This window comes from Bacillus sp. YBWC18, assembly GCF_002998775.1.
GTDB lineage: Bacteria > Bacillota > Bacilli > Bacillales > Bacillaceae > Bacillus.
Window position 1 is genome coordinate 421,056 of sequence record NZ_PVRI01000002.1, and the last position, 26,231, is coordinate 447,286.

Consider the following 26,231-nt stretch of genomic DNA (forward strand, 5'->3'; position numbering starts at 1 on the left):
GAGCACAAATGCATGTGCGAATAAGCTTCATTGACATAACGGAATCAAACGAATCCGGTTCACCTTTACGCAAAGCTTGCGGTCCCGGTGACAACTCCAGAGGTGAATTCCTGTTTCAGCATTCCTTAAATGCACTTTCAGTCTACGATGCATTCTCCCTTTAAGGCCGCTTCTTGAAACAATCTTCCTCTATCATGGTTTTTAAAATATTATTTTCATTATAGTGAAAATAAGCGCATGTTGCAACACTATCCACGCAAATGATAGACGAGAACTGCCGCTGCAACAGCCACATTTAATGATTCTGCCTGACCATACATCGGCACATATAAATTCTGGTCTGTCATTTGCAGAATCTCTTGGTCAATACCTGCTCCTTCATTGCCAACAATTAATGCAAAAGGACCTTCTGCCGTTACGCTTCTATACGCTTTCGCATTTTTCAAGGCGCTTCCGTATACAGGTATGCCTTGCTCCTTACATGCTTGTATTGCCTGCTGAAGGGTTTGCTTTAAAATTGGCAGGTGGAAATGTGATCCTTGTGCTGAACGGAGCGTTTTTCCGTTAAACGCATCGACTGTTCCATCACCTAAGATTACAGCATCAAGACCAGCGGCATCTGCTGTCCGAATGAGTGTGCCTAAATTTCCTGGATCCTGTACTGCATCTAACAGAAGAAGTCGTTCATACTTCTTTTCTTCAAATACAGGAACTGTACAAACCGCCGCGATGTGCTGAGGCGTTTCCGTTTCGGTCATGGCAGAAAAGGCTTCTTCGCTCAGTTCATAAAGTTCAATGTCAGGATCGATATGAGAAGGAAGCTTATCAGGCGATGTGACCATTAATTCTTTCACAACTCCGCTCTTCAATGCTTCTTCGACTAAGTGTATTCCCTCAACGAGAAACAGCCCCGTTTTCGTACGTTCTTTTTTCGCATGGAGCTTTTTCCACTGTTTAATGTTTGTGTTTTTAGCTGATTCTATATATTTCAAGTGATTTTAACTCCTTTAAATATCATGAATTTATTATATCTCATGCACACTACATAATAAACCTGTCTTTGAGACAGAATAGGGCTATTACCATCAAAAAAGGAGTGTGGGCAATGGATTTTAATTTAAGAGGCGCAGTCATTCAAAACATCACTGGCCATAATCAAGAGCAGCTTGAACATACGATTTTAGATGCCATTCAAAGCGGCGAGGAAAAAATGCTGCCAGGCCTTGGCGTGTTGTTCGAGGTGCTATGGCAAGAAGCATCAGAAAACGAGAAGAACGAGATCCTCGAGACACTAGAGCAAGGCTTAAAGCCTCATCAGCAGCAATAAAAGAAGCCGGTTTGCTTATCATAGCAAACCGGCTTTTTCATTTAGCCAGTGATCGGTGTTTCCATCCGAAGCGCTGGATCACGCCAAATTTCGACCCATTTTTTAATCGCAAACACAATGATCACAAATCCTAAGATCAGCATGATAATTGACAGCACCGCATTCAGCACGCTGTAACCTGATGCCTCAGGATTAAGATATACATTTGCTACCATCCAATAGCCTGCATAATTCACTGTCACATATAAGTAAGCAAGTGGAATTAAACAAGTCAGCATATACCGCCTTTTATCTGCAATTTTTAATACAACGGTTGCTCCGATGATTAAGCCGACTGATGCCATTAACTGGTTCGATACACCAAACAATGCCCAAATAGACCCGATGTCTCCAGAGTAAAGCAAGTATCCCCACATAAAACAAGCAAGCGCACTTGCAAACACCGACCCAGGTACCCAGTCATTTCGTTTAAGCGGTTTATATGCTTCGCCAAAGAAGTCTTGAATCAAATATCGCGCCACACGCGTTCCAGCATCAATAGCGGTTAAAATAAAGACAGCTTCAAACATAATGACGAATTGGAAAAAATAAGACGCTAAATGACTAAAGAACGGAATTCCCGTAAAGATATACGCCATCCCTACAGCTAATGTCACAGCTCCACCCGTTCTTCCTTCTAAATCAAGGCCAATTTCCTTACTCAGCTGCGGAAGGTTCTCGACACTCACCCCGAGCGTTCGGAACACTTCTGGCGTACTGTTAATCGCAAAATAATCTCCTGGATGAAGAGCCGTAGCGGCAATTAACGCCATAATGCCAACTAGACATTCTACTAGCATTGCGCCAAAAGCGACAGGCTTCATATCGCTCCAGCGGTCAAGCATCTTAGGTGTAGTCCCTGACCCAACAAATGCGTGGAAACCAGATATGGCCCCGCAAGCAATGGTAATCGAAATAAAAGGCCAGACAGGACCAGCTAAAACCGGGCCTCCTCCATTCACAAACTCCGTAAAGGCTGGGAATTGAATCGTTGGATTGACGACAAAGATTCCGGCAATCAGTGCGATAAAAACACCTATTTTCATAAAGCTACTTAAATAGTCCCTCGGTGCGAGCAGCAGCCAAACCGGCAATGCCGCAGCAAAAAAAGCATAGATCGGCAGGGCAAGAGCAAGTGTTTTTGTATCAAGTGTTAAAAGATCACCAAGTGCCGTTCCTTGAATATTCGGCCCAAGGAATACACCAACCATCAGCAAAATAAATCCCGCAGTTGTGGCAAGTTTTAAATTGCCTGTCTTTTTATAATAAAGACCAACCCCCATCGCAATTGGAATCGTGATTCCGACTGCAAATGTTCCCCAAGGGTTACGTTCTAATGCATGAAGCACAACCATAGACAGCCCTGCCATTGTGATCGTAATGATAAACAGCATCGCAAGCCCTGTACAAAATCCTGCTACAGGTCCTAGCTCTTCCTTTGCTACCTCTGATAATGATTTCCCCTTTTTTCGCATCGACGCAAATAAGACGACAAGATCATGTACAGCTCCGCCAATCACTGCGCCAATTAACAGCCAAAGGAGACCCGGTAAATACCCAAATTGTGCGGCTAAAATCGGACCCACTAACGGACCGGCCGCTGCAATCGCAGCAAAGTGATGCCCAAATGTGACCCATTTATTGGTTGGCACATAATCTTTCCCGTCCTCTAATGTGTGAGCCGGTGTAGGATGATCGTCTGTCACCTTTAATACCTTGACCATCATAAATGTGCCATAAAGACGATAGGCAATCGCTAAAATACACATAGATCCTATGACAATTGTAACCGCATTCATTTAACCATCCCCTTCGCACAAACAATTTGTTACAAATATAACATAAATTGATTGATTTTTCTTTCTTTTAAAACCAAGTTGACAAATAAGAATAATATGTTTATTCTTAAGTTAGCTTCACCTACTTCCATAAACTCTCTTTTGACAGGGCGTTCTTTAGGCTCTGTCCTTTTTATTGCTTTCATCTTACAAAAATAAAAGCCAGATCACATGTGCCTTATTCACTAGAATATTTTTTCTTCTTCTGTTAAAAACAGTTCTTTTGACGTAATCAAAAAACAACGTTCATTTCCTGGGAAATTCAATGGAATAAAAAAGCCTTTCCCCTATACTGAGGAAAGGCTTACCTATTAAGAACCGTACGTGATCTGCTCAACCGTTTTTTGATCAAGTCTTTTGATCACTTCTGTTAAAAGCTTCACTGCATTTTCATAATCATCCCGGTGAATCATCGCTGCATGGGTATGAATATATCTGCTTGGTATACCGATAGATAGTGATGGCACGCCATGACCTGTTAAATGGATACCGCCAGCATCTGTCCCACCGCCAGGCATTGAGTCATATTGATAAGGAATGTTCAATTCATCCGCTGTTTGGACAACAAAATCCCGAAGCCCTTTATGGGATACCATCGAAGCATCAAATACAACAATCGTTGGTCCTTTGCCAAGCTTGCTTGTTGCTTCTTTTTCAGTGATGCCTGGCGTGTCTCCTGCTACACCAACATCAATGGCAAATCCAATATCAGGCTGGATCGTAGCCGCTGCTGTTTTGGCACCACGCAGGCCAACCTCCTCTTGTACAGTTGCAACACTGTAAGCAATATTCTCATGCTGAGCATTGTGTAAGTTCTTCATGACATCAATCGCTACTGCACAGCCGATACGGTTGTCCCATGCTTTTGCAAGGAGCATTTTTTCATCATTCATCACTGTAAACTCAAAATAAGGAACGATTTGATCTCCAGGCAGCACGCCCCATTCCATTGCCTGTTCTTTGCTTGATGCACCAATATCAATAAACATATCTGTAATCTCAATCGATTTTTTTCGAGCTTCAGGTGACAAGACGTGCGGCGGCTTTGAGCCAATCACACCTGTGATGTCTCCCTTTTTCGTTACAATGGTGACACGCTGCGCGAGCATGACCTGTGACCACCAGCCGCCGACTGTTTGGAAGCGAATGTAGCCTTTGTCATCAATTTTTGTCACCATGAATCCTACTTCATCTAAGTGACCAGCGAGCATAATTTTAGGTCCGTTTGCGTTTCCTTCCTTCTTAGCGATTAAGCTGCCAAGGCGGTCACTAGAGACTTCATCTGCATATGATTCTATGTATGTCTGCATGACTTTTTTGACATCACGTTCATTTCCTGGAATCCCTTTTGCATCCGTTAGGTCTTTCAGCATAGTTAATGTTTGATCTAGCTTTGTCATTCCATTTATCCTCCTTTATCTTCATGGTGCATTCTTATTATACAAAACCTCTTTCGTTCAATACGATCTTTTTATGAATATTTTTTCGTTTAACGAAATATTTTTTTAAAAAAAGTTGAAACCTTTTGGGCTTTTCATTCGTAGTACATCAGATAACGGTATATTGGAGGTGCATCCTGTCATGTTTGTAATCCTCATTAGACTTGCTCTTGTTGCACTGCTTGTCTACATCTTCTACATGGCGGTAAAATTCTTCTCAAATCCGAGAAGAAAGCTGAAACAAGCACAATTAAAAGAAGGCTTTTATTTTATGGACGAACAGCAAAATGCGCGCAAAAATTTTAATTTCGTCTATAAAGGTGTCTTGTTTGAAGGGGAGAAGCATGTTCCTTCTAAGGATCATCCTCTGTTTGTCCACTCCATTTACGTTTGGACGGAGTCACCCGAGAAGCTAAGTGAATTTACATTAGAAGACTTTGAAAAATTGGAGGAAAACATTATCGAACGTTATCCTCAAACAAAAATTGATTGGGATCAGCCCATTAAAAAAATCAAACAAAAAAAAGGAGCAGACACGCCGTCTTGATGGCGTCTGCTCCTTTTTCAGATGAACTTTATATATCCTAATATGATCAACTGCACCATGATTAACACCGGCATGCCCATTTGAAAGGCAGGATGCTTTGTTTTATGACGGAAATACTGCATCCCTAGATACGATCCAGCAGCCCCAAAAAGCACGGCAGCACTCCATAAGTGCGCCTCTGAAATTCTCCATTTATGCGCTTTTGCCCGGCGCTTGTCCTCTCCCATGAGAAAAAAACCATAGCCATTTACCAAAATCAGCAGTAGAATCAGCGCGATATTCATTCATTTCACCTCACATGATGAGCAAAAAAGATCACCCCTCGACGGAATGATCTTTTATATGACTTACTTGTCTAGTTGTGCTTTTGCAGCATCAGCAAGCTGATTGAATGCACTTAGGTCATTCACAGCAAGGTCAGCAAGCATTTTGCGGTTTACTTCGATACCAGAAAGCTTTAGGCCATGCATTAAACGGCTGTAAGAAAGACCGTTCATACGAGCTGCAGCATTGATACGAGTGATCCATAGTTTACGGAAGTCACGTTTTTTCTGACGACGGTCACGGAAAGCGTAGTTTCCAGATTTCATCACCTGTTGGTTTGCTACTTTGTATAATCTATGTTTTGAACCGAAATAACCTTTTGCTAATTTAAGAACCTTTTTACGACGCTGACGCGACACAGTTCCGCCTTTTACTCTTGGCATTGTAATTCCCTCCTATGATTCCTATTCCAGATTACTTGATGTTTGCAAGTTGTTGTTTGATACGTTTGAAATCTCCAGCACTTACGATTGCGCTCTTACGCAATTTACGTTTTTGCTTTGTAGATTTGTTAGCGAACAAGTGACTTGTGTACGCATGAGAACGTTTAAGTTTACCAGAACCTGTTTTTTTGAAACGTTTAGCAGATCCGCGGTGAGTTTTCATTTTTGGCATTGGATGTTTCCTCCCTCTGTTACTTTACTTTTCGACTTTTGGTGCAAGCATGAGGAACATGCTGCGTCCGTCCATCTTAGGTTTTGTTTCTACTGTTGCTACTTCAGCGCAAGCTTCAGAGAAACGGTCTAACACGCGCTGTCCGATTTCTTTATGCGTAATCGCACGGCCTTTAAAGCGGATAGAAGCTTTCACTTTATCTCCCTTTTCAAGGAATTTGATTGCATTACGGAGCTTCGTGTTAAAATCATGTTCATCGATTGTCGGGCTCAACCGAACTTCTTTTAAGCTAATGATTTTTTGATTCTTACGTGCCTCTTTTTCCTTCTTCTGCTGTTCGAATCGGAACTTACCGTAGTCCATGATTCGGCAAACAGGTGGTTTTGCATTTGCAGCAACTAACACAAGGTCAAGATTGGCTTTCGTAGCAATTTCCAGAGCTTCCTGGCGGGTTTTAATCCCCAGCTGATCGCCATTTTGTCCGATCAAACGAACTTCACGCGCACGAATACCTTCATTAACTAATTGATCTTTGCTAATAGTGAGCCACCTCCATGAGATTTTGAATTGAGTTCACAATTCATTTTGACCATTTCGTTGTATGTTTTACAGGCAAACAAAAAGTGTGGGCATATAAAACACCCACACTGCGAACATTTGCATGAAAAAATAAATGTACGGTCAACCTGTCAACTACAAACACGTGTCAATCAGGTGAGAAGCGGGTGCTTCTGCTTGTGATATCTATTCAATTCGTTAATTATTCTACACAATTTTCATTTGTCCGTCAAGTAACCGAACTCTTGAAACAACTTTTTCATTTTAGCACGATAAAACGAATTGGGCAAGGCTTTTTCAAACAATGACACCATCAAAGTATGAATTGCATAAAGATTGGGATGACAATGACGGTCACAACTCCTACGACCACAACGGCGATACTTGCCATGGCCGCTTCCACTTCTCCCATCTCAATCCCAACAGAGACGCCAAGCGCATGTCCTGATGTACCGAGTGCAAGCCCTTTTGCCACTGGATTTTTAATTCGAAACCATTTTAAGAAGAAAGCACCTAGTGCATACACAATGACTGCATTAAATATGACCGCAAAGGCTGTGATATCTGCGATTCCGCCAATATCCTTTGCAATTGGAAGAGCAATCGCTGTCGTCGCTGCTTGTGGAAGCATACTTTTCATTACAGCCGTATCAAGATGAATCCCTTTTGCTACGACATACACAATTGTAATGGAACAAAGTGATCCTACAAAAATAGCGGATAAAATCTGCCACCAATATTTTTTAAGTAATGCACGCTGTTTATAAAGCGGAATAGCGAAAGCAATGGTCGCAGGCTCTAAGAAAAACTTGATAATCTTGCCGCCCTCATTATAATCTGCATAGGAAAAACCGCCAATTTTTAAAAATAAAATGCCTAACACCATGGCCACAAAAAGTGGTGTGAATAAGAAGAAGCCTTTTGATTTTTTAAATAAGAATGTACCGATTCCAAAGGCGACTAATGAGACGACTATACCAAAATAAGGACTCATCGTACTTGTACCCATCTTGCTTTCCTCCTTTAATGCGTACTTGAAGCTGGTTTATTAGAATGAGAAGGAGTCGATTTGCTCTCCTTTGTCTCTTTATGTTTCTGTGGTTTTTCTGATAATTGCATGAGAAGCTGCGAGAATAGCCCTGTCGCTGCTAGTAACATAATCGTTGCAATGATAATGACACCGACGACTTGCACACCTACTTCTTGCATGACACCTAGTGATTGAATAACCGAGATACCAGAGGGAACAAATAGAAAGCTAATGAGCCCTGTCAATGATGTACCTAATTGCTCCACCTGCTCCAGTTTGACGATTTTCGTTGTCAGCAAAACAAATAATAGAACCAGACCAATCACAGATGCAGGCATCGGAATTGGTAAATACATTGAAATGAGATTAGAAACGAACATTACGGTTGCAAAGATAAATGCTTGAGATAGAAATCCATATACTTTAGTGGCACTCATGCCCCTTCACCTCTTTCTTCGACTGCCCTCAGTATACGGCATGAAATAAATGAATGAAGCGTTTACAATCAAACTCGCCGGATTCAATGAATGAAATGCAGAAAACGAGTATTGAAATACAAACAAAAAAAGCCGTCCTACTCTAGCAGGAGCGACTTCTTTAGTTCTTTGGCGTAAGTACGGCTGACAGGAATGATCGACCCGTCTGTCATATGCAGATTATACGTCGAATTAAACCACGGCTGTACTTCTTTCATATGAGAGGTGTTCACGATATAGCTTCGATGAACCCTCATAAAGTAAGCCTCAGGCAGTTTCTTTTCAATGACCACAAGCGGTTCTGTGACCTCATACATGTGATCCTTTGTTTTCACGACCTTTTTCCCCTCACTGAGCCCTACATACATGATCTCTTCAACTTGCAGGATGACAATTGAGTCATCGACTGAGATGGCTAATTTTTGCTGATGGGGTATTTTCTCATCTGACAGCTGGTGCTCTTGCGTCTCAACAGATTTCCACTTTTTAAACTTTTGGATCGTTTGCAAAAGCCGCTCTTCATCAAATGGTTTCGTTAAGTAATCAAGCGCACTTACCTCAAACGCCTTCAGCGCGTATTGATCAAAGGCTGTCGCAAATACAATCGCTGGCGGATCAGACATCCGGTTGAGCCTTTTGGCAATATCAAATCCATTCTCACCAGATAAATCAATGTCTAAAAAGAGCAGGTCCGGCTTATGATCCACCATCCGGTCAAAAGCTGATTCTATATTTTCTGCTTCCTCTATTTGAACATCCTCTTTCGTTCTGCGTAATAAGTATTTTAATTCGTCTCTTGCTAACACTTCATCATCTACGATTAATACGTTTATCAACGAAAATCATCCTTTTTTACATAGTCCATTGGAATGCGAAATGAGATGTCAGTGCCTTGGCCGCTATGAATGGATAAAGCGGCTTGTCTGCCAAAAATCCCTCTTAACCGCTGATCTAAATTAAAAAGAGCCGTACCTGTTCCTTCTTTGGATTCAACAGGCGCTTTTAATAACTGAGCCATCTTGTCATTCTCGATTCCCTGTCCATTATCAGTCACTTTCATATAAACATGCCCATCTTTCATCAAAGCAGAAACGACGACTTCACAACTCGTTTGATGTTTAGGAAAAGCGTGTCTCACTGCGTTTTCAACAAGCACCTGAAGCACAAATGGAGGAATCATCACCTGCTCCAGCTCCTTTTCAATTTGAAAGGCCACATGGTATTTATTTGGAAACCTCGCTTGTTCAAGCGACAAATATGCCTCTACATGCTGAATTTCTTTATGCAGCGGAATCAGCAGCTGGCGGGCGCCTTGCAAATTAGACCGGAAATAAATACTCAGCTGCAGCAGCAGCTTCCTTGCCATCTCTACATTCGTTCTGCACAAAACAGAGATGGTATTAATGGCGTTAAATAAAAAGTGCGGATTCACTTGCGCTTGAAGCGCTTTGATCTCTGCATCTTTCAGCAGGCGGCTTTGGGTTTCTGCCTCTCCAAGTTCAAGCTGTGTGGAGAACAGCATCGCCAAGCCTTCTGCAAGCTCCTCTTCCACCCTGCTTAATCCGACCGGAGAATTGAAATACATTTTTAATGTTCCGATCGTTTGACCATTGGAGGTGAGGGGCAGCACAATCGCTGCTTGAAGCGGGCAATGAGTGACTGAACAATTGATTTCGTCTTTCGAATGCGCCTTCATAATTTTGCCGCTCATCAATACTTGTTTCGACAGCCCTGTAATTAGGCTTTTCGATGGAATATGATGATCCGTCCCATCACCGACATGCGCTAAAATCTTTTCTGTATCGGTTAAGGAGACCGCATCTGTTTCTGTTAATCGATGAATGATCTCCGCCACACTTTTACATGACTGTTCATTTAACCCTTGGCGGAAAAAAGGCAGCGTTTGATCGGCGATCGAAAATACGCGGTGTGTCTGCATCGCCTTTGCCTGCTCTTCTTGCCGAATGACTGACTGTAAAATCGATAAAAAGATAAAGCTGCCAATTCCATTCACAAAAATCATCGGCAGGGCAATAATACTCACAAGCCCCCAAGCATCAGCAAATGGCTTTGCAAATAGAAGGATAATGATCATCTGCAAGGATTCCATTGCCACACCAAAAAGTGCGGCTTGGCGAGGTGTCACCATTCGATTCTTCCGTTTAAACCTGCTGCCGACATAGCCTGCAATCACACCGGCTAAAATCGAAGAAATCGCACAGCTGAGTGCCGTGCTCCCTCCGAGTGAATAGCGATGAATTCCAGCTAAAAGCCCTGCACCAATGCCAACAAACGGCCCTCCTATCAATCCGCCCATTTCGATCCCCATGATTCTCGTATTGGCAATCGAGCTTGACGAGCCGAGATGATAGGAAAACTCATGATTCATGACCATCTGCTGCTGGATTTCAATTCCTGTGTAATTGCTGATAATACTAAAAGAAGCAAAAATAAAGACAAGGACTGCCTTTTTTCGAAACCCTTCATTATGAAGCAATAGATTGCGAAAGCCCTTCACATGGGCAAGCACAAACCCTAAAATAACGATGATCCCGACACGCTCGATCATCATAATAATTAAATGAAGCAAACCTGCCACCTCAATTGATGTATGTATTATTTACTGTCTTTCTATTCTATCATGTGCGGTCAATGTTCAATTATCTCTCAAATCTTTTCTTTATTGCCCTCATCTTCTATTGTAAAATGAACTTGAGCCGTCACTTGCAATTGAAGGTAACACATACATAACAAGGGAGAAGATCATGAAAGCCGTATTTTTCGATTTAGATGATACTTTGCTTTGGGATGAAAAAAGCATTCACACAACTTTTCAGGAAACATGCCGCGAAGCGGAAAAGAAATATGGACTGAATCCAGCAACATTTGAACAGATTGTACGTGAAGAAGCAAGAAAGCTGTACTCTTCCTATGAAACATATGATTATACTATCATGATCGGAATTAATCCTTTCGAAGGACTGTGGTCAAATTTTAGTGAACCGATTAGCGAAGGCTTTCAAAAGCTGAATGCCCTTGCACCAGAGTACCGCAAGAACGCTTGGACAAATGGCTTAAAAGAAGCAGGAATTGACGATGAGGCATTTGGACAATATTTGGCTGATTTCTTTGCAGCCGAGCGGAGAAAACGCCCATTTGTCTATGAAGAAACGTACCCTGTTTTAGACCGCCTGAAAGGCAGCTATGAATTGCTCCTTTTAACAAACGGAGATCCTAGTCTTCAAAAAGAGAAACTGGCAGGTGTTCCTGAGCTTGCACCTTATTTTAATGAAATTGTGATTTCGGGAGATTATGGGAAAGGGAAACCTGACCCTGGCATCTTTGAGCACTGCCTTCAGCTGTTAAATCTAACAAAAGACGATGTGATCATGGTTGGAGACAATCCAAAAACAGATATTCTTGGGGCATCTCGCGTTGGTATTCAAACCGTTTGGATCAATCGACATGGCAAGAAAAATGAAACAGATGTAACGCCAAATTACGAAATCAAAGACTTACATGAATTGTTTGATATATTAAAATAGAACAAAAGAGAAAACACCCTTCTCCTGACGAGTTTGGGTGTTTTTGTGTTTTCAAACTACACAATGGCGGCTAGACTTTGCGCTTGCTTGTCTAAGCTGCGGGCTGCTTCTCCTAACTACATTCATAAATTCCTCGCTTGCCTGCTTTACAAGATCGCGATTTGTAAACACCGTTGTCTTGGCCCGGCTCGTTCCGCTGCTGACCATACTTTCGTACTTTCCAAACGTATCATTCAAGAAACTGGATCACCAGTGGAAAATTTTTTCCCATAAGAAAAAGCCAGTGATCTCAAGAGAAAGATCACTGACTGCTTCATTGAAAGGATTATTTTTTCGCTTCTGCTACTGCATGTTTCACAAAGGCTTCAAGATCCACTGTTTCTGAATCTTGCTCTCCGTATTTTCTTACATTGACAGCGCCATTTTCTGCTTCTTGATCTCCGACAACTAGCATGTATGGAATCTTTTGCATTTGCGCTTCTCTAATTTTGTATCCAATCTTTTCATCACGGCTGTCAAGCTCTACACGAAGCCCTTCAAGCTGCAAACGTTCTTGCACTTTTTTCGCATAGTCTAAATGGACAGACGGTGAAACCGGGATGACTTGGAATTGTACAGGTGCCAGCCATGTTGGAAGGGCTCCTTTGTATTCTTCAATTAAAAAGGCAACAAAACGCTCCATTGTAGAGACAACACCTCTATGAATCACGACCGGACGATGATGCTTGCCATCTTCTCCGATATAAGTGAGATCGAAACGCTCTGGAAGTAAGAAGTCAAGCTGTACAGTAGACAATGTCTCTTCTTTTCCAAGAGCTGTCTTGACCTGTACATCAAGCTTCGGACCATAAAATGCCGCTTCTCCTTCTGCTTCATAATAATCATGACCAAGCTCGTCCATTGCATCCTTTAGCATCGATTGCGCTTTATTCCACATCGCATCATCGTCGAAATACTTCTCAGTATCTTCTGGATCACGGTAAGATAAGCGGAATGTGTAGTCATTCAAGCCAAAGTCTTGATACACTTCTTCAATTAAGCGAACTGTACGAATGAACTCTTCTTTGATTTGATCTGGACGAACAAAGATATGTGCATCGTTTAATGTCATCCCGCGAACACGCTGAAGGCCGGATAAAGCACCTGACATTTCATAGCGGTGCATTGTACCAAGCTCTGCAATACGAATTGGCAATTCGCGATAGCTATGCGGCTCGTTTTTGTAAATCATCATATGGTGCGGACAGTTCATTGGACGAAGAACAAGATCTTCGTTGTCCATTTCCATCACAGGGAACATGTCTTCTTGATAATGCGCCCAGTGCCCTGAAGTTTTATACAATTCGACATTCGCAAGAACTGGTGTATACACATGCTCATAACCAAGACGTACTTCTTTATCGACAATGTAACGCTCAATAACACGGCGGATCGTTGCGCCTTTTGGCAGCCAAAGCGGTAGACCTTGACCTACCTTTTGAGAGTTCGCAAACAGTTTCAGCTCTTTTCCTAGTTTACGGTGATCGCGTTCTTTCGCTTCTTCAAGCAGGCGTAAGTGCTCATTTAAATCTTCTTTGCTGAAGAAAGCTGTACCGTAAATACGCTGAAGCATTTGATTGTTGCTGTCACCTCTCCAGTATGCACCTGCAAGGCTTAACAGCTTAAACTCTTTAATTTTCCCTGTTGATGGCAAGTGAATGCCGCGGCAGAGGTCAAAGAATTCACCCTGCTCATAAATCGTCACGGCTTCACCTTCTGGAATCGCCTCTAACAGCTCAAGCTTCAATTGATCACCAATCGCTTCAAAGCGTTTTTTCGCTTCTTCTCTTGTTACTTCAATTCGCTCAATTGGCAAATTGCTGTTAATGATTTTTTTCATTTCTTTTTCAATCTTAGGTAAGTCTTCAGGTGTGATGGCAACATCGATGTCGACATCATAGTAGAAACCATTTTCGATCACAGGACCTACGCCAAACTGGACATGATGCTCTTTTCCATAAAGACGTTTGATCGCCTGTGCTAGCAAATGTGCTGTGCTGTGGCGCATAATGTCGAGTGCTTCATCACTTTTATCTGTAATGATCTCGATTGTTCCACTTTCTAATAGCGGCGTACGCAGATCTATTTCTTTGCCGTTCAATTTACCGGCAAGCGCTTTTTTCTTTAGGCCCGGGCTAATTGATGCCGCGATGTCTTCTGTTGTAGCTGTTTTGTCAAACTCCTTGACTGCTCCATCTGGAAATGTAAGTTGAATTTGTTCTGACATCTCTGGTCACTCCTTTTTTTGGCAATATAAAAACCCCGCCCCCTGGAAAGGGACGAGGTTGAATAAACGGAATCGTGGTTCCACCCTTTTTCCCGTATTTGCAGCTTACGTTTTCATAAGCAAACACGGCTTGTGGTTCGATAACGGGAATTCCCGTCAGCCATTACTAAAAAGTTCACAGCTGATGTTCAAAGGTGGTAAAGCAAATGGTCCTCTGCTAGGAAGCTTTCAGCCGCGGCTTCCCTCTCTTTAAGCGGGTGTTCATTTGTTCATGTCCTTATCAATACGGTCTCTGTATGAAGTTACACCGTATTATAAAACGTTTTTTCGTGAAAATCAAGAAAGCTTTTCACTTTTCTGTTCCAAATGGTCATGTACAAATTGAACATTCTGTTCTTGAAATGAATGAGCCGGGAATACCTCGACCCTTTCTTGAAAAATATTTTGAATGGTCTGCACCATCGAGTGACCCGTATCATTTGTAAATAGGTCAATCTTTTGGGGCGCTATGGATACGAGTGGTGCAATCAGCTGCGAATCAATATACATTGGATGCTCTCTTACAAACTGTCTGTCTATGTATTGTTTTTGATCACGCTCAGAAGCGTACCGAAATTCCCAAATCATCAGGCGGTCCTGATGCACAACATGTACTTTTTCGAGCTTAGGTTCTCTTGCCATCACATAGTCTCGAAGGGATTGAATGAAGTTTTGATATTCTTGTTCCATTTTGTATTCTTCAATGGAGACTTCAACATAGTTCTTCAGCCTCCTGTCATACTCTGACAGTCTAAATGTCATAAATGAACCAATTGAAAAAATACCTTGCTGTAAAGAAATGGTCTCAAGCTCCTTTGTTAACAGGGCTTCTCTTGACGGTTCTTGATGAATGCCGGGAATATCATCTAAATCCCCGTTCATAATACTGTGGGCGATTGAAAGAATTTGGTGCTGCTCTTCAGGATCTTTAAATAAATAGGTGTTTTCAAGGATGCTGCGCATGCGCTCATTTTCTTTGCATTCCAAAAAAAAGTGAACCAGTAATGGCCGCACAATGGGCTCAAGTCCTTCTTCTGATTCCTTCGCCTCTATGAGAAGCCGGTCTTTCCCTTGTTGAATTGACATGTGATGCCGACTGTCCAAGTGTTCAGCAAGATGTAAAAAAGCGGCGGTATCATATTCATCTTCAAAGATTATTTCAAGCATGTTTGTCCCCCCTAACGACATCTGTTACATATATATGGGGGAAACATAAAAAATAGACGCCTAAAATAAATCAGGCATCTTTCTTTTTAAAATGAGCGGAACGGAGATAAAGATCAGATAAATCAAACAAACGATCACTAAAGCGGCATAATTGCCGCTGACAAAGCTTGAGCCAAGGACATTTAATGCAACTGTACCCGGTATTAAGCCTAAAAAAGTAGCTGCCGTGAATGCACGATAATTCGCACGTGAAACTGCTGCCGCATAGCTGACAAAGTCAAAATGGATCGGGGCAATACGCAATAACAAAATATAAAGAAACCCATGCTCCTGAATGCGGGATGTCACCGCTCTCAGCTTCCGGCTGCTTGATTCTCTGCCTTCCTTTTTTGCACGAAAGGTTGTGGCAAGCAGGAAGGAGCCTGTTGCTCCGGCGGTAGCACCAACGAGGGCATAAATCGTCCCAAGAACACTGCCGAATGCTAAACCTGCTGCCAGCGAAAAGACCGTAAGTGGGACGAGAACAAACGGGCGAAAAAGAGATAAGAACAGAAAAACAAAGGGAGCCAGCAGCCCAAATTGAAGCACCCAATTCTTCACATCTTTCGGCGCCAGCTGAAGGTGCTGTTTGTTCAGCCACCAAAGTAAAGCAGCGAGACCTGCAATCACGAGAAAAAGCAGCCATTTTCTTTTGTTCATTTCATTTGCTCCTCCTTCAGGTGATAGACGCTTTTATAAATGACGGCGGTTTTCTCCTTCGAGCAAGACTGCCTCTGCTAAATAAAGAATCCGTTCCATTAAACGAGCGGCTTTTACCTCTTCTTTTTCCCCGCGCTGTGAGTACGTAAAGTGATGTTTCAGTTCACTTGGTGAGAAATTAGAAGAGAAGAAAGTCGGCAGCTGCTCTGCCATACGGTATTGTAAGATCGTTCCGAGCAGTTCATCTCGAACCCAGCTTGTCATCGACTCTGCCCCAATATCATCAAGCATTAAAATAGGGGTGGATTTGACCATGTTCAGCTTTGCTTCCAGTGTATGATCGGCTAACGAATTTTTTAACTCTCTCACAAATTCAGGCACGTACACTAGGAGAGATGGGTATTCCTTCTCCGCTAGCTGCTGCGCAATGGCTGCCAGAATATACGTTTTTCCTACTCCAAACTTTCCGTGTAAATATAAGCCCTTCCCTTTGCCCGTCTCATCATAGCTTTGCAGGAATTGACCTACTTTTTGAATGACTTCCTGTCTTCCCACAACGTTCAGATCAGTGAACGTCGCTTGAAGAACATTTTGCGGAATGTACATACTTTTCATAAGCTCTTGCTGTTTTTTCTGTCTATCGAGCCGCAGCTTGACTGGGCAGGGGGAATATTCAATATCAATACTCTGACCTTTGATCACAAGCTTCGGGTGATACCCGTCTAAAATCGCATTGACGTTCTCTTCATCTAAGCAATATGAACAACCCTTCGACTGCTGCACATATTCAAAAAGCCGGTTCAAACTACGATTGATCATGTCTTCGTGTATTTCTTCTTGATGCTCCTGTAAAAAGGCCCTTACATCTTCATCAGATAACACACTCTCTTTAATCTGATTGTATCTCACACGAAAATCTACTCGTCCTTTTAACTGTTCAAATGAACGACCGATCGGTTTCATCCCCATCTCACCTCACCTTAATGTGCATTGTACTTTTTCATATTTTTAAACTGATTTAACAGTTTTTCTTTTTCTCGTTCGAGGTCTTCTGTCGACAGACTGTCTAATTGTTCTTTTGCCGGCTGTTCTTTCGTTTCAGTTTCTTTCATCCAGTCAGGAAGCTTCTCTTCTCGGACAACTTTCCCTGATCCATATGTGCTGCGCTGCTTTTTCTGCTGCGCCCACTCTGTCATTTGCTTGTTCTCTTCTTTGGCAATTTTCATGGCTGCCGCTACGGTTTTAATTTTCTTTCTCACCCAATGAGCGGCGATTTTTTGCATATATGTTTTCGACAGCTTCATATCTGTTTTCAGTAATGTATAGTAGATCAAAACGTTCATGACACCTGGCTCTAGCTGCTGCTCGAGCATAATATCTTCGACAATTCTTAAGTCGGCATACGTTGGCTCAATGCCGTCTGCCATATCTTTTAGCAGCTCCCTAGGCGAAATATGATCGAGTTTTTCAATCAATTTGGCATCTGGCGTATCTGCTAGCGCTTTTGAAGCATCTTGACGCAGGTGTCTCGGCTGTTTTTGATCAATGAGTTTTGGCTGCTCGCCTCTGTATTCAATTTGGTACCAGTCTCTTGCGGCTTTTCTCAGCTCTTCTGTTGAGATCATTTGATCCGAACCGCAGGCACCTGCTACAATATTTTGCATTTGAAGCGGAGTGATGCCGTATACAACGGCTAACTTCTTAATGGTTTCTTTCACCTGCTTTGTCAAAGCCTTTCTTGGAATCATCATATCAGACATGCCCGCTAACAATAGATCGAAATCAAAGGATTCGTCTGAAAGCGGAGCCGGCTGACTCGATCCAACGGTCACATATTCATAGCCCTGATCAAGTGATGACGCCCGATTGATTTCTTCTGTCATCCTGCGTTCACCTGGCTGCAATACGTGAAAGACTTCTTCAAACGACCGCGAGATGTTCTTTGCCTCTGCAGGAACACCTGGATAAGAAAAATAATCACGAAGCTGCATATATTTTGCTTTCTCTACACGATGGTACAGCAGGACATTCAGCATACCATCCTGGAAAAACTCATCTGGTCTTAGCGGCGGCACAAGCTCATATGTAAACAGTCTGCCTTCTTCCGTTTCCTGTTCATATGTGCGAAGTAAACCGATCGCTTCAAGCTTTAAACGTTCCTCAAAAATATCATTTAAATTCGTTTGCAGCATGACCATGAGCTGCCGATGAGGTGCGGGTTTCCCCCACATACGATTTTGTTCCAGCTCTCCCCACAGCGTCATATATAAGCTGAAAGCGGACATGCCTATAAGCGGCTGATATAAAAGAGTAATGAGCTGTCTATCGATGTCACCGAGCAATGAAGCGCTTTTGACGACATACGGATCGACGGCTAGCACTTCCTTCCAATGCTCTGTCATATGCTGATCCTCCCCATGAATTGCAATTGTTTCTATTGTACACCCTTTTTGCGTTTTACGCTTTACGCAGGAAAAAGAGCGTGAAGAATCTTCAGCTCTTTTTTAGCGTTCTTTCTTTAATAAATCTTTTAATTCATCAATAAAGACGTTGATATCTTTAAACTGCCGGTAAACTGAGGCAAACCTGACGTAAGACACTTCATCAATTTTTGCCAGCTCGTCCATCACCATTTCACCTACAAGCTCGCTTTTCACTTCTGACATGCCTTGATTACGCAGTTCTTTTTCGATATTAAAGCAGACATCCTCCAGCTGCTTTAAAGCAACAGGACGCTTTTCACACGCTTTAATGAGTCCTCTCAGCATCTTTTCGCGGCTGAATTCTTCTCGAATCCCTTCTTTTTTCACCACAATCAGTGGTAATTCTTCTAATTTCTCAAACGTCGTAAAGCGATACTGGCAGCTTTCGCACTCTCTTCTACGACGGATGGATTTCCCTTCATCTACTGGTCTTGAATCAAGCACCCTTGTGCCAAGGTGCTGACATGTGGGACATTTCATTTCATCAGCTCCGATCTATTCTTGGAAGTTGTTTGTCTAGTTCATCATAAAGGGACAAAACGGCCTTCTGACTATAGCCAAAATCTGTTGGCAGGACCGTTTCTGTTGTCACATTAAAATCGACAGCTGTTTCAAAAGGACGAATTGAAATGACAGTCGCTACGAGAAAGGCTTTTTTCGGCATCCTGATGTTTGCGCTGATTTCACCTCGTTCTGCTGAAACAGATGTCACTTGATAGGAATCGTTTCGGGAAAGCATGGCTTCCACCGCTTGAAAAACTTGTGCATTCGTCATTTTGTAGTAATGGCTTTTCAGTTCTGACACTGGATGCTCGTCAGATGTTTCTGTATGGTTTGACATGAACCGTTTGAACTTTTGTCCTAAAGTCATATACGTATCCCCTTTGCCATAATGCCTCTTCTTTATTTTATAAAAAAAACCTTTGTTTTCCTAGAACAAAAGTATAGACAAGTTGGGGGATGTTGGATTTTGTATATCAAACAAATATAAAAAGGAGCATAACACAAAGGCATTTCAATGCTTTTGGCCAGCTCCCATTGCAATCTTTTTTATGTTTACAGTGCTTTGGCTTGTGCCTGTTTCACTTGTACAGGTCCCATGCCTCGAGGAATTTCGATGTTTTCTCTTGTTTCGGCACCTAATTCATCTCCGATATGATCTGCTGCGATATTCGGATCTAGGTCGCCGCAAGTATAAACATCTATGCTCGCATAACCATGTTCAGGAAAGCTGTGAATTGTCAGATGAGATTCAGAAATAATGACAACTCCACTTACTCCTTGAGGTGCAAATTTGTGAAAAGCAACCTCTCTTACTTCAGCTCCTGATTTCAAAGCTGCATTTACAAACGTTTTTTCAATAAAATCCATGTCGTTCAGTTTATCACAGTCGCATCCCCATAGCTCGGAGATAACGTGACGTCCGATTGTTTCCATCATGGACCCCCCTTAAACAAGAATGAAAGAGTGAAGTTCTAAGCAGCCGGACCGGACATATACCACGGGGGAAAGTTAGTCCAAAGAGGTCCTAACCCTTTAAGTATACCCGAATGAGTCTGCGAACAAGAAGTTCACGAAAAATAGTATACTTTGTTTAGACCCATTTTGCAAGCTGTGTTTTCAATGGGATTTTCTCTCATTTCTTGAAAAGGGACGTTCGTCTTCTTCATTTCAAACAGCAGAAAGCTCTTTCATCTGCGAACCGACAAACTTCACAAGATCCACCACTCTGCATGAATAACCCCATTCATTGTCATACCATGCAAGAACTTTGACTTTTCTATCCTCCATCACCATCGTTGTCAGTCCATCCACGACAGCTGAATAAGGGTTCGTGTTAAAGTCTGTAGAAACAAGCGGCTCATCCGTGTAATCTAAAATACCGGATAGAGAAGTTTTTGATGCATTTGAGAAGGCTGCATTTACTTCTTCTGCTGTGACATCTTTTTTCAAGTCGACGACAAGATCAACCATCGATACATTGGAAACTGGCACGCGCAGTGCAAGTCCATGCAATTTCCCTTTCATGTGCGGCAGCACTAAAGAAAGCGCTTTAGCGGCACCCGTCGTAGTTGGAATGATGGACTGGGCACACGCTCTTGCCCGGCGCAAATCCTTATGCGGGTTGTCGATATTTTTTTGATCATTAGTATACGCATGAACCGTTGTCATTAAGCCGTTGTCGATGCCGAATTCATCATCTAACAATTTAACAACTGGTGCTAAACAGTTTGTTGTACAAGATGCGTTTGAAATAATGACGTGCTTTTCAGGATCAAGATCATCTTCATTGACACCCATCACAATTGTAATGTCTTCATTTTTACCTGGAGCTGTGAGTACGACCTTTTTCGCTCCGGCATCTATATGGCCCATCGCTTGTTCTTTTGAATTAAATTTCCCTGTTGCTTCTATGACGATATCAATCCCAAGCTCTCCCCATGGAAGCTGCTTTGGGTCTCTGTCATTGAGCAAAAGCACTCTTTTCCCATTTACAATCAGGGCGTCATCTTCTGCTGTCACATCGCATTCGTAACGTCCATGATTTGTGTCATATTTAATTAAATGTGCTAGCGTTTCGGCAGGATAGCTTGCGTTCACCGCTACAATTTGAATTTGATCATCAAGCATTGCTTTTCTGAAGACCATGCGTCCAATTCTGCCAAACCCATTGATCGCTGCTTTTACCTTCATGAACAGGTCACTCCTCTATTATGTGTTATACTCAATAAATTTATTTATGAAATTAGTATATCACATTAGAATGTAATTGCCAGTATATAAACGTATATTTTCTAAAAAGGGCTGTTCTTTTCAAAGGAAATCAGAATAAAGCATAAAAAAAGAAGAGTACGTGTATGTACTCTTACTTATCTGTATGTTCCCATTCATTTAATATGTTCTGCAATTGCTTTCTGATAAAAGCGAGATCTTGTGTGTTTTCTATCACGCGGTCTGCTTTTTTACATTTCTCTTCAAGGGGCTGCTGAGAGTGAATCCGATTCAGCGCTTCTTCCTCACTGAGGTCGTTTCGATTCATGAGTCGTGATAGCTGCAATTCAGGTGTTGTATACACCACAATGATCCGGTCGACAAGACTTTCCAGCTGACTTTCAAATAAAAGCGGGATATCAAGGACAACGAATGTTTCTTGGCTGTTGATCCCTTCATCTCGCTGCCTGAGCATTTCCTTTCGCACTTCTGGATGAACGATCGCATTCAGCTGCTTTCGTTTCTCTTCATTAGAAAAAATAATGGCTCCCAGCTCCTGCCGGTTCAGCTCTCCATTTGGCAGGAGGACACCCTCACCAAAGGTTTGAACGATATGATGAAGGGCGGATGTTCCTTTGGAGACCGCTTCTTTTGCAATCACATCTGCGTCCACAACCCGAATGCCCTTCTCTTTTATCATCTGCGAGACTGTGCTTTTTCCGCTAGCAATCCCGCCTGTTAATCCAATGACAAGCGTCAAGTGATTTCCTCCTTTTACAGCTTCCAAACCCCAATTAATATGAGCAGAAGCCCTGGTAAGCATGCGAGTTTATTGATCCAGCGCCAATTTGCCAAGTAATGACCGGCACGCAGCCCGATACACACAAAAAGTGAGCTCATCACTGCCACCGTGATACTCATAACAATTGGAGAAAAGCCAAGAATCGCTGCGCCAATCCCTGCGCCAAATGCATCAATGGATAAAGCAATTCCAAGAAGTACCGCTTCCATTCCATTAATCGTCCCAGATCGGTCAATATCTGCACTTGTCGGCTTTCTTAAAATGTGAATGACAAGCCCAAGCGATTGTACTTCCACATTGAGCAATGTCTTTTCATGAAGAAGCAAATCACGCTCTTTCGCTGGTTTGTAAAATTGATACAGGACCCAAAGGCCAATGGCAATTAAAATGCCTCCACCCAGTTTATCGGTCACTGAGACAGGGAGAAATGTCGTCAGCAGGCTGCCAATCAGCATAGAAATGAGCAGCACAATCCCTGAGCAGCATGCAATAATGACGATGGCTTTAAATGGGATCCTCATTTTGCGGAGACCATACGTAAAGCCTACAGAAAAGCTGTCGATGCTGACTGCAATAGCTAAAAACAGGAGCGAAATCGAAATCATACCTGAACTCTTCCTTTCTGTTCATGCAACGATGATCAAGAGTCTCTAGGCGTCCTTAGACTCTTCTTCACTATATGAAGAGCAGGTGGGCTGTGTGTCAGTCTACACCTTGCTGAAAAATGAATGTTTTTTATCGTATGCATAGCAAAAAGGAAGCATGCTCATGGCTAAACTTTATTGAGGACGTTTTTGGCAGGTCACACAAAAGTGCGTGCCGCGCCCTCCGACCACTGTTTTCTCGATGATGCTTCCGCATGTTTGGCAAGGCTCTCCCCGCCGGTCATATACAAGAAGCTGCAGCTGAAATGTTCCAATATCTCCTTGTGAGTTGATATAAGAACGAATCGTGCTTCCTCCCGCATCTACCGCTACTTGAAGCGTATCGATGATCTGTTTGTGAAGCACTTTGCAGGATTTCAGGCTGAGCTGATTCGCTTTCGTTTCTGGATGAATACCTGATTTAAACAGGACCTCATCTACGTAAATGTTACCAAGTCCTACGACAATCTTTTGATCAAGCAGTGCTGTTTTAACCACGCGGGTTGTTTTTTTCAATTGCTCCCATAAATACTCAGGAGTGAACTGTTCATCAAATGGTTCATATCCCAGCTGAGAAAGCGGGAGTTCCTTTTCCTCTTCACCCGGCTGAAATAAATGCATCGTGCCAAATTTACGCACATCATGGTACCGAAGCTCAGTACCATCTGTAAACGTAAAGACGACGTGTACGTGTTTATCATAAGGCTCATGCGCTTCATGTACACGGTATTTCCCTTCCATCCTTAAATGGGAGACCATCACGTAATGGTCTAAATGAAAGAGGAGGAACTTCCCTCTTCTTTCAATGGTTTGTATGGTTTCTCCTACCATTCTTCTTGCGAACTCTTCCGGCTCCCCAGGGCGTTTGATGATATTTGGCCATTTGATATCGACCGTTTCAATCGTTTTTCCTTCGACTAACCGCTTGAGAGTGCGCCGGACGGTTTCAACTTCTGGTAATTCCGGCATGCTCCTCGCTCCTTTTTCTCTCTATTATTTATTTCGCATCGTACCAAGATGGTCCTGAAGCAAAATCAACTTTTAGCGGCACATCAAGCTGAAGTGCGTTTTCCATGACTTCAGGAACAATCTTTTCAAGGATGGCGATTTCTTCTTTCGGCGCTTCGAAGATCAATTCATCGTGCACCTGTAATAAAAGATTTGCCTGCAGGTTTTCTTCTTTGAGCCTTCGCGCCATATCAATCATCGCTTTTTTAATAATATCAGCTGCACTGCCTTGGATCGGTGTGTTCATGGCTGTTCGTTCTGCAAAGCTTTTGATATTAAAATTACGGCTTGTGATATCCGGGATATACCGTCTGCGTTTGAGAAGCGTCGTGACGTAGCCTTTTTGTTTCGCTTCTTGGACGATTTCTTCCATATAGGTTTTCACGCCTTTAAAGCTTGTTAAATAGCGTTCGATAAAAGCGGCTGCTTCTTTTCTTGTGATCCCAAGGTTTTGAGAAAGTCCATAATCGCTGATTCCATATACAATACCGAAGTTTACAGCCTTGGCTTGTCTTCTCATAGCGGAAGTCACTTCTTCTTCTGAGACATGGAACACGTCCATCGCTGTTTTCGTGTGAATGTCCATGTCTTGCGTAAACGCTTCGATCAAATTCTCATCTTGTGAAATATGAGCGAGCACACGCAGCTCGATTTGTGAATAGTCTGCTGCAAACATGAGCCAGCCTTCTTTTGAAGGAACGAATGCTTGACGAATTTTCCGTCCTTCTTCTAAACGAATCGGGATGTTTTGAAGATTCGGATCTGTTGAGCTTAATCTTCCTGTTTGCGTGAGTGCTTGATTAAATCTTGTATGCACTTTATGTGTATCCTTGCGCGTTACTTTCATTAAGCCTTCCACATAGGTCGATTGCAGCTTTCCAATTTGCCTGTAGTGCAGAATAGACCGAATGATTTCATGCTTATCTTCAAGCTTCTCAAGCACATCTGCAGACGTCGAGTAGCCTGTTTTTGTCTTCTTGATAATCGGCAGACCTAATTTTTCAAATAGGATGACGCCAAGCTGTTTAGGAGAATTGATGTTAAACGTTTCTCCTGCTAAGCGGTGAATGGTTTCTTCATATTCTTTGAGTTTTTTCGTTAATTCTTCACCCATTTTCTCTAGGCGCTCTATATCTACCTTTACTCCAAGAGATTCCATTTCACCTAAGATGAGAGCAAGTGGCAGCTCTAAATCTTCATACAGTTCGTGCTGATCATTTTTTTCTAATGCTTCAAGTGTTAAATCATGCAAGGCTGAGATCGCCGCTGCTTTTCGTCCAAGATGTTCTTTCAGTTCATCTTCAGGTGGAATCGCCTGCTTTGCTCCTTTTCCGTATACTTTTTCATCAGAAAGAGCGATATTCAGACCATATTCCTTCGCTACACTCGCGACGTCCTCATATGATTTCTGCGGGTTGACGACATAGGAAGCGAGCAGAACATCATTATCGACACCTTTTAGATCGACATCATGCCATCTGAGGGCGACAACTGCTCTTTTTGAATCAAAGACCCATTTTTTCTTCGTTTCATCCTGTACCCATTCTTTAAATGCTTCTGATTGAAGCGCATCTTCTTTCGTGATAAAAAACGCACCATTTTCATTATGGATCGCAAAACCGATCAAATCCGCTTCGTGATAATTATCTCCAAGCTGTTCTACCACAAGGGCTGCATGATCTGTCAGCATGTCGTCCCCTGCAGCTGTCATTTTTTTCACTTCTAATGCATCTACTTCGACCTGTTCATCTGTTTCTGGTGCTTCTCCTAGACGCTCTAGCAGCGTTTGAAAGCCCAGTTCTTTATAAAGAGAGATCACTTGATCCATGTGAGGGCCTTCGTATGCGAGATCTTTGCTTGACACATCAATAGGTGCTTCTACAAGAATCGTCGCCAGCTCTTTACTCATGACTGCTTGTTCTTTATATTCTTCAAGTTTTTCTTTTAGCTTTTTCCCGCTCACTTCATCAATATGTTCAAGCAGGTTCTCAACTGTTTCAAACTGCTTTAACAATTTAATCGCTGTTTTTTCGCCTACACCTGGGACGCCTGGGATATTATCTGAGGAATCTCCCATCAGCCCTTTCATATCAATGATTTGATCTGGTCGCAGGCCATATTTTTCTTCAATATGAGCAGGTGTGTAATATTCTACTTCTGTGATGCCTTTTTTCGTAATAGCCACTGTCGTATGATCTGTTGAGAGCTGTGTTAAGTCCTTATCTCCTGAGAAGATTTTGACTTCAAAGCCGTCTTTTTCTGCCTCGACAGCCAATGTACCGATAATATCATCTGCTTCATATTGAGGAAGCTCGTACCTTTTCACCTGATAGGCATCTAATAGTTCACGGATGAACGGCATTTGTTCTGATAGCTCTGGCGGAGTTTTTTGTCTTCCGCCTTTATATTCTTTAAATGTCTCGTGGCGGAATGTTGTTTTTCCCGCATCAAATGCGACGAGCATATGGGTTGGCTTCTCGTCCTCCAGCATCTTCATTAAGATCATCGCAAAGCCATAAATAGCATTTGTATGTACGCCTTTATCATTTGATAATAGCGGCAAAGCAAAGAAGGCTCGATATGCGAGGCTGTTTCCATCCACTAACACTAATTTCTTTTTGTCTGTCATGTTTTAATCCTCCATCGGCTGAGCCATCTCAGCCGTCTCTTTCA

Annotated in this window: 27 protein-coding genes, 1 pseudogene and 2 other annotated features; of the genes and pseudogenes, 3 read left to right on the forward strand and 25 right to left on the reverse strand. The window is 42.4% G+C overall.

The window, feature by feature from the left end; translation table 11 throughout:
* Positions 1–248: 248 nt before the first annotated feature.
* Positions 249–992, reverse strand: a complete 744-nt coding sequence (locus C6348_RS08430; protein ID WP_095285553.1) for a TrmH family RNA methyltransferase — start codon at positions 990–992, stop codon at positions 249–251.
* A 113-nt stretch (positions 993–1,105) separates the two neighbouring features.
* On the opposite strand from C6348_RS08430, the gene sspI reads away from it, so the two are divergent.
* Positions 1,106–1,327 (forward strand): small acid-soluble spore protein SspI, encoded by a 222-nt coding sequence (gene sspI / locus C6348_RS08435; RefSeq protein ID WP_003216243.1) that lies wholly within the window; start codon positions 1,106–1,108, stop codon positions 1,325–1,327.
* Between the two features lie 41 nt (positions 1,328–1,368).
* Here sspI and cstA read toward each other — a convergent pair whose 3' ends face one another.
* Positions 1,369–3,165 (reverse strand): carbon starvation protein CstA, encoded by a 1,797-nt coding sequence (cstA, locus tag C6348_RS08440; RefSeq protein WP_034661799.1) that lies wholly within the window; start codon positions 3,163–3,165, stop codon positions 1,369–1,371.
* A 350-nt stretch (positions 3,166–3,515) separates the two neighbouring features.
* Entirely contained in the window at positions 3,516–4,604 is a 1,089-nt protein-coding gene (locus C6348_RS08445; RefSeq protein ID WP_034661800.1) for a M42 family metallopeptidase, read from the reverse strand.
* Positions 4,605–4,785: 181 nt separating this feature from the next.
* Between C6348_RS08445 and C6348_RS08450 the strand changes: the two genes are divergently transcribed.
* Positions 4,786–5,190 (forward strand): hypothetical protein, encoded by a 405-nt coding sequence (locus tag C6348_RS08450; protein WP_003216690.1) that lies wholly within the window; start codon positions 4,786–4,788, stop codon positions 5,188–5,190.
* A 17-nt stretch (positions 5,191–5,207) separates the two neighbouring features.
* On the opposite strand, the gene C6348_RS08455 is transcribed toward C6348_RS08450, so the two are convergent.
* The 8 genes from C6348_RS08455 to C6348_RS08490 all read right to left on the reverse strand — a co-directional run bounded on the left by C6348_RS08455 (position 5,208) and on the right by C6348_RS08490 (position 10,783).
* Positions 5,208–5,474 (reverse strand): DUF1294 domain-containing protein, encoded by a 267-nt coding sequence (locus tag C6348_RS08455; protein WP_034661803.1) that lies wholly within the window; start codon positions 5,472–5,474, stop codon positions 5,208–5,210.
* A gap of 63 nt (positions 5,475–5,537) precedes the next feature.
* Positions 5,538–5,897, reverse strand: a complete 360-nt coding sequence (rplT, locus tag C6348_RS08460; RefSeq protein WP_003216409.1) for a 50S ribosomal protein L20 — start codon at positions 5,895–5,897, stop codon at positions 5,538–5,540.
* A gap of 31 nt (positions 5,898–5,928) precedes the next feature.
* Positions 5,929–6,129: a 50S ribosomal protein L35 gene (rpmI, locus tag C6348_RS08465; protein ID WP_003216324.1), complete on the reverse strand. Its 201-nt coding sequence runs from the start codon at positions 6,127–6,129 to the stop codon at positions 5,929–5,931.
* Between the two features lie 24 nt (positions 6,130–6,153).
* Entirely contained in the window at positions 6,154–6,669 is a 516-nt protein-coding gene (gene infC / locus C6348_RS08470) for a translation initiation factor IF-3 (RefSeq protein WP_024718649.1), read from the reverse strand.
* Positions 6,670–6,740: 71 nt separating this feature from the next.
* Positions 6,741–6,872 (reverse strand) — a sequence feature (ribosomal protein L20 leader region).
* A 128-nt stretch (positions 6,873–7,000) separates the two neighbouring features.
* Positions 7,001–7,696, reverse strand: coding sequence for an antiholin-like protein LrgB (lrgB, locus tag C6348_RS08475; protein WP_106038054.1), 696 nt, complete (start codon positions 7,694–7,696; stop codon positions 7,001–7,003).
* Positions 7,697–7,710: 14 nt separating this feature from the next.
* Entirely contained in the window at positions 7,711–8,154 is a 444-nt protein-coding gene (gene lrgA, locus C6348_RS08480; protein ID WP_060596969.1) for an antiholin-like murein hydrolase modulator LrgA, read from the reverse strand.
* Between the two features lie 137 nt (positions 8,155–8,291).
* The gene (locus tag C6348_RS08485; RefSeq protein WP_034661809.1) at positions 8,292–9,029 is read right to left on the reverse strand and encodes a LytR/AlgR family response regulator transcription factor; all 738 of its coding nucleotides are present in this window, start codon (positions 9,027–9,029) and stop codon (positions 8,292–8,294) included.
* Complete coding sequence (locus C6348_RS08490) at positions 9,026–10,783, reverse strand: sensor histidine kinase (protein ID WP_106042614.1); 1,758 nt, start codon at positions 10,781–10,783, stop codon at positions 9,026–9,028. The genes C6348_RS08485 and C6348_RS08490 overlap by 4 nt, the downstream gene beginning before the upstream one ends.
* Before the next feature lie 175 nt (positions 10,784–10,958).
* On the opposite strand from C6348_RS08490, the gene C6348_RS08495 reads away from it, so the two are divergent.
* The gene (locus C6348_RS08495; protein WP_106042616.1) at positions 10,959–11,738 is read left to right on the forward strand and encodes an HAD family hydrolase; all 780 of its coding nucleotides are present in this window, start codon (positions 10,959–10,961) and stop codon (positions 11,736–11,738) included.
* A gap of 56 nt (positions 11,739–11,794) precedes the next feature.
* On the opposite strand, the pseudogene C6348_RS08500 reads toward C6348_RS08495, so the two are convergent.
* From C6348_RS08500 to polA, 14 genes and pseudogenes are all read right to left on the reverse strand, one after another.
* Positions 11,795–11,942, reverse strand: a pseudogene (locus C6348_RS08500) (methyl-accepting chemotaxis protein); the annotation flags it as partial.
* 121 nt (positions 11,943–12,063) lie between these two features.
* Positions 12,064–14,004, reverse strand: coding sequence for a threonine--tRNA ligase (thrS, locus tag C6348_RS08505; protein ID WP_106042618.1), 1,941 nt, complete (start codon positions 14,002–14,004; stop codon positions 12,064–12,066).
* A 45-nt stretch (positions 14,005–14,049) separates the two neighbouring features.
* Positions 14,050–14,297: a binding site (T-box leader), on the reverse strand.
* A 43-nt stretch (positions 14,298–14,340) separates the two neighbouring features.
* Positions 14,341–15,210, reverse strand: coding sequence for a putative sporulation protein YtxC (ytxC, locus tag C6348_RS08515; protein ID WP_034661819.1), 870 nt, complete (start codon positions 15,208–15,210; stop codon positions 14,341–14,343).
* 60 nt (positions 15,211–15,270) lie between these two features.
* Positions 15,271–15,909 (reverse strand): TVP38/TMEM64 family protein, encoded by a 639-nt coding sequence (locus tag C6348_RS08520; RefSeq protein ID WP_060596974.1) that lies wholly within the window; start codon positions 15,907–15,909, stop codon positions 15,271–15,273.
* Positions 15,910–15,942: 33 nt separating this feature from the next.
* A complete protein-coding gene (gene dnaI / locus C6348_RS08525) occupies positions 15,943–16,872 on the reverse strand; it encodes a primosomal protein DnaI (protein WP_034662053.1) in 930 nt (309 codons plus the stop codon).
* Between the two features lie 17 nt (positions 16,873–16,889).
* Positions 16,890–18,311, reverse strand: a complete 1,422-nt coding sequence (dnaB, locus tag C6348_RS08530) for a replicative helicase loading/DNA remodeling protein DnaB (protein ID WP_106042620.1) — start codon at positions 18,309–18,311, stop codon at positions 16,890–16,892.
* 102 nt (positions 18,312–18,413) lie between these two features.
* Positions 18,414–18,872 (reverse strand): transcriptional regulator NrdR, encoded by a 459-nt coding sequence (nrdR, locus tag C6348_RS08535; protein WP_003216720.1) that lies wholly within the window; start codon positions 18,870–18,872, stop codon positions 18,414–18,416.
* Positions 18,873–18,876: 4 nt separating this feature from the next.
* A complete protein-coding gene (locus C6348_RS08540; RefSeq protein WP_060596976.1) occupies positions 18,877–19,263 on the reverse strand; it encodes a hypothetical protein in 387 nt (128 codons plus the stop codon).
* A 185-nt stretch (positions 19,264–19,448) separates the two neighbouring features.
* Positions 19,449–19,829 carry an adenosylmethionine decarboxylase gene (gene speD / locus C6348_RS08545; RefSeq protein WP_003216492.1) on the reverse strand — a complete coding sequence of 127 codons (381 nt, stop codon included), beginning with the start codon at positions 19,827–19,829 and terminating at the stop codon, positions 19,449–19,451.
* Positions 19,830–20,063: 234 nt separating this feature from the next.
* Positions 20,064–21,086: a glyceraldehyde-3-phosphate dehydrogenase gene (locus C6348_RS08550; RefSeq protein WP_060596977.1), complete on the reverse strand. Its 1,023-nt coding sequence runs from the start codon at positions 21,084–21,086 to the stop codon at positions 20,064–20,066.
* 172 nt (positions 21,087–21,258) lie between these two features.
* The gene (gene coaE, locus C6348_RS08555) at positions 21,259–21,864 is read right to left on the reverse strand and encodes a dephospho-CoA kinase (RefSeq protein WP_106042622.1); all 606 of its coding nucleotides are present in this window, start codon (positions 21,862–21,864) and stop codon (positions 21,259–21,261) included.
* A 14-nt stretch (positions 21,865–21,878) separates the two neighbouring features.
* Complete coding sequence (gene ytaF / locus C6348_RS08560; RefSeq protein WP_034661833.1) at positions 21,879–22,511, reverse strand: sporulation membrane protein YtaF; 633 nt, start codon at positions 22,509–22,511, stop codon at positions 21,879–21,881.
* Positions 22,512–22,685: 174 nt separating this feature from the next.
* Complete coding sequence (gene mutM / locus C6348_RS08565; RefSeq protein WP_034661834.1) at positions 22,686–23,519, reverse strand: DNA-formamidopyrimidine glycosylase; 834 nt, start codon at positions 23,517–23,519, stop codon at positions 22,686–22,688.
* Positions 23,520–23,547: 28 nt separating this feature from the next.
* Positions 23,548–26,187, reverse strand: coding sequence for a DNA polymerase I (gene polA / locus C6348_RS08570; RefSeq protein WP_095285560.1), 2,640 nt, complete (start codon positions 26,185–26,187; stop codon positions 23,548–23,550).
* Between the last annotated feature and the right edge of the window lie 44 nt (positions 26,188–26,231).

Coding starts and splice junctions, on each gene's coding strand:
- sspI (WP_003216243.1), top strand. CDS start 1,106: ATGGATTTTAATTTAAGAGGCGCAGTCATTCAAAACATCACTGGCCAT.
- cstA (WP_034661799.1), bottom strand. CDS start 3,165: ATGAATGCGGTTACAATTGTCATAGGATCTATGTGTATTTTAGCGATT.
- C6348_RS08445 (WP_034661800.1), bottom strand. CDS start 4,604: ATGACAAAGCTAGATCAAACATTAACTATGCTGAAAGACCTAACGGAT.
- C6348_RS08450 (WP_003216690.1), top strand. CDS start 4,786: ATGTTTGTAATCCTCATTAGACTTGCTCTTGTTGCACTGCTTGTCTAC.
- C6348_RS08455 (WP_034661803.1), bottom strand. CDS start 5,474: ATGAATATCGCGCTGATTCTACTGCTGATTTTGGTAAATGGCTATGGT.
- rplT (WP_003216409.1), bottom strand. CDS start 5,897: ATGCCAAGAGTAAAAGGCGGAACTGTGTCGCGTCAGCGTCGTAAAAAG.
- rpmI (WP_003216324.1), bottom strand. CDS start 6,129: ATGCCAAAAATGAAAACTCACCGCGGATCTGCTAAACGTTTCAAAAAA.
- lrgB (WP_106038054.1), bottom strand. CDS start 7,696: ATGGGTACAAGTACGATGAGTCCTTATTTTGGTATAGTCGTCTCATTA.
- lrgA (WP_060596969.1), bottom strand. CDS start 8,154: ATGAGTGCCACTAAAGTATATGGATTTCTATCTCAAGCATTTATCTTT.
- C6348_RS08495 (WP_106042616.1), top strand. CDS start 10,959: ATGAAAGCCGTATTTTTCGATTTAGATGATACTTTGCTTTGGGATGAA.
- thrS (WP_106042618.1), bottom strand. CDS start 14,004: ATGTCAGAACAAATTCAACTTACATTTCCAGATGGAGCAGTCAAGGAG.
- ytxC (WP_034661819.1), bottom strand. CDS start 15,210: ATGCTTGAAATAATCTTTGAAGATGAATATGATACCGCCGCTTTTTTA.
- C6348_RS08520 (WP_060596974.1), bottom strand. CDS start 15,909: ATGAACAAAAGAAAATGGCTGCTTTTTCTCGTGATTGCAGGTCTCGCT.
- dnaI (WP_034662053.1), bottom strand. CDS start 16,872: ATGAAACCGATCGGTCGTTCATTTGAACAGTTAAAAGGACGAGTAGAT.
- dnaB (WP_106042620.1), bottom strand. CDS start 18,311: ATGACAGAGCATTGGAAGGAAGTGCTAGCCGTCGATCCGTATGTCGTC.
- nrdR (WP_003216720.1), bottom strand. CDS start 18,872: ATGAAATGTCCCACATGTCAGCACCTTGGCACAAGGGTGCTTGATTCA.
- C6348_RS08540 (WP_060596976.1), bottom strand. CDS start 19,263: ATGACTTTAGGACAAAAGTTCAAACGGTTCATGTCAAACCATACAGAA.
- speD (WP_003216492.1), bottom strand. CDS start 19,829: ATGGAAACAATCGGACGTCACGTTATCTCCGAGCTATGGGGATGCGAC.
- C6348_RS08550 (WP_060596977.1), bottom strand. CDS start 21,086: ATGAAGGTAAAAGCAGCGATCAATGGGTTTGGCAGAATTGGACGCATG.
- ytaF (WP_034661833.1), bottom strand. CDS start 22,511: ATGATTTCGATTTCGCTCCTGTTTTTAGCTATTGCAGTCAGCATCGAC.
- mutM (WP_034661834.1), bottom strand. CDS start 23,519: ATGCCGGAATTACCAGAAGTTGAAACCGTCCGGCGCACTCTCAAGCGG.
- polA (WP_095285560.1), bottom strand. CDS start 26,187: ATGACAGACAAAAAGAAATTAGTGTTAGTGGATGGAAACAGCCTCGCA.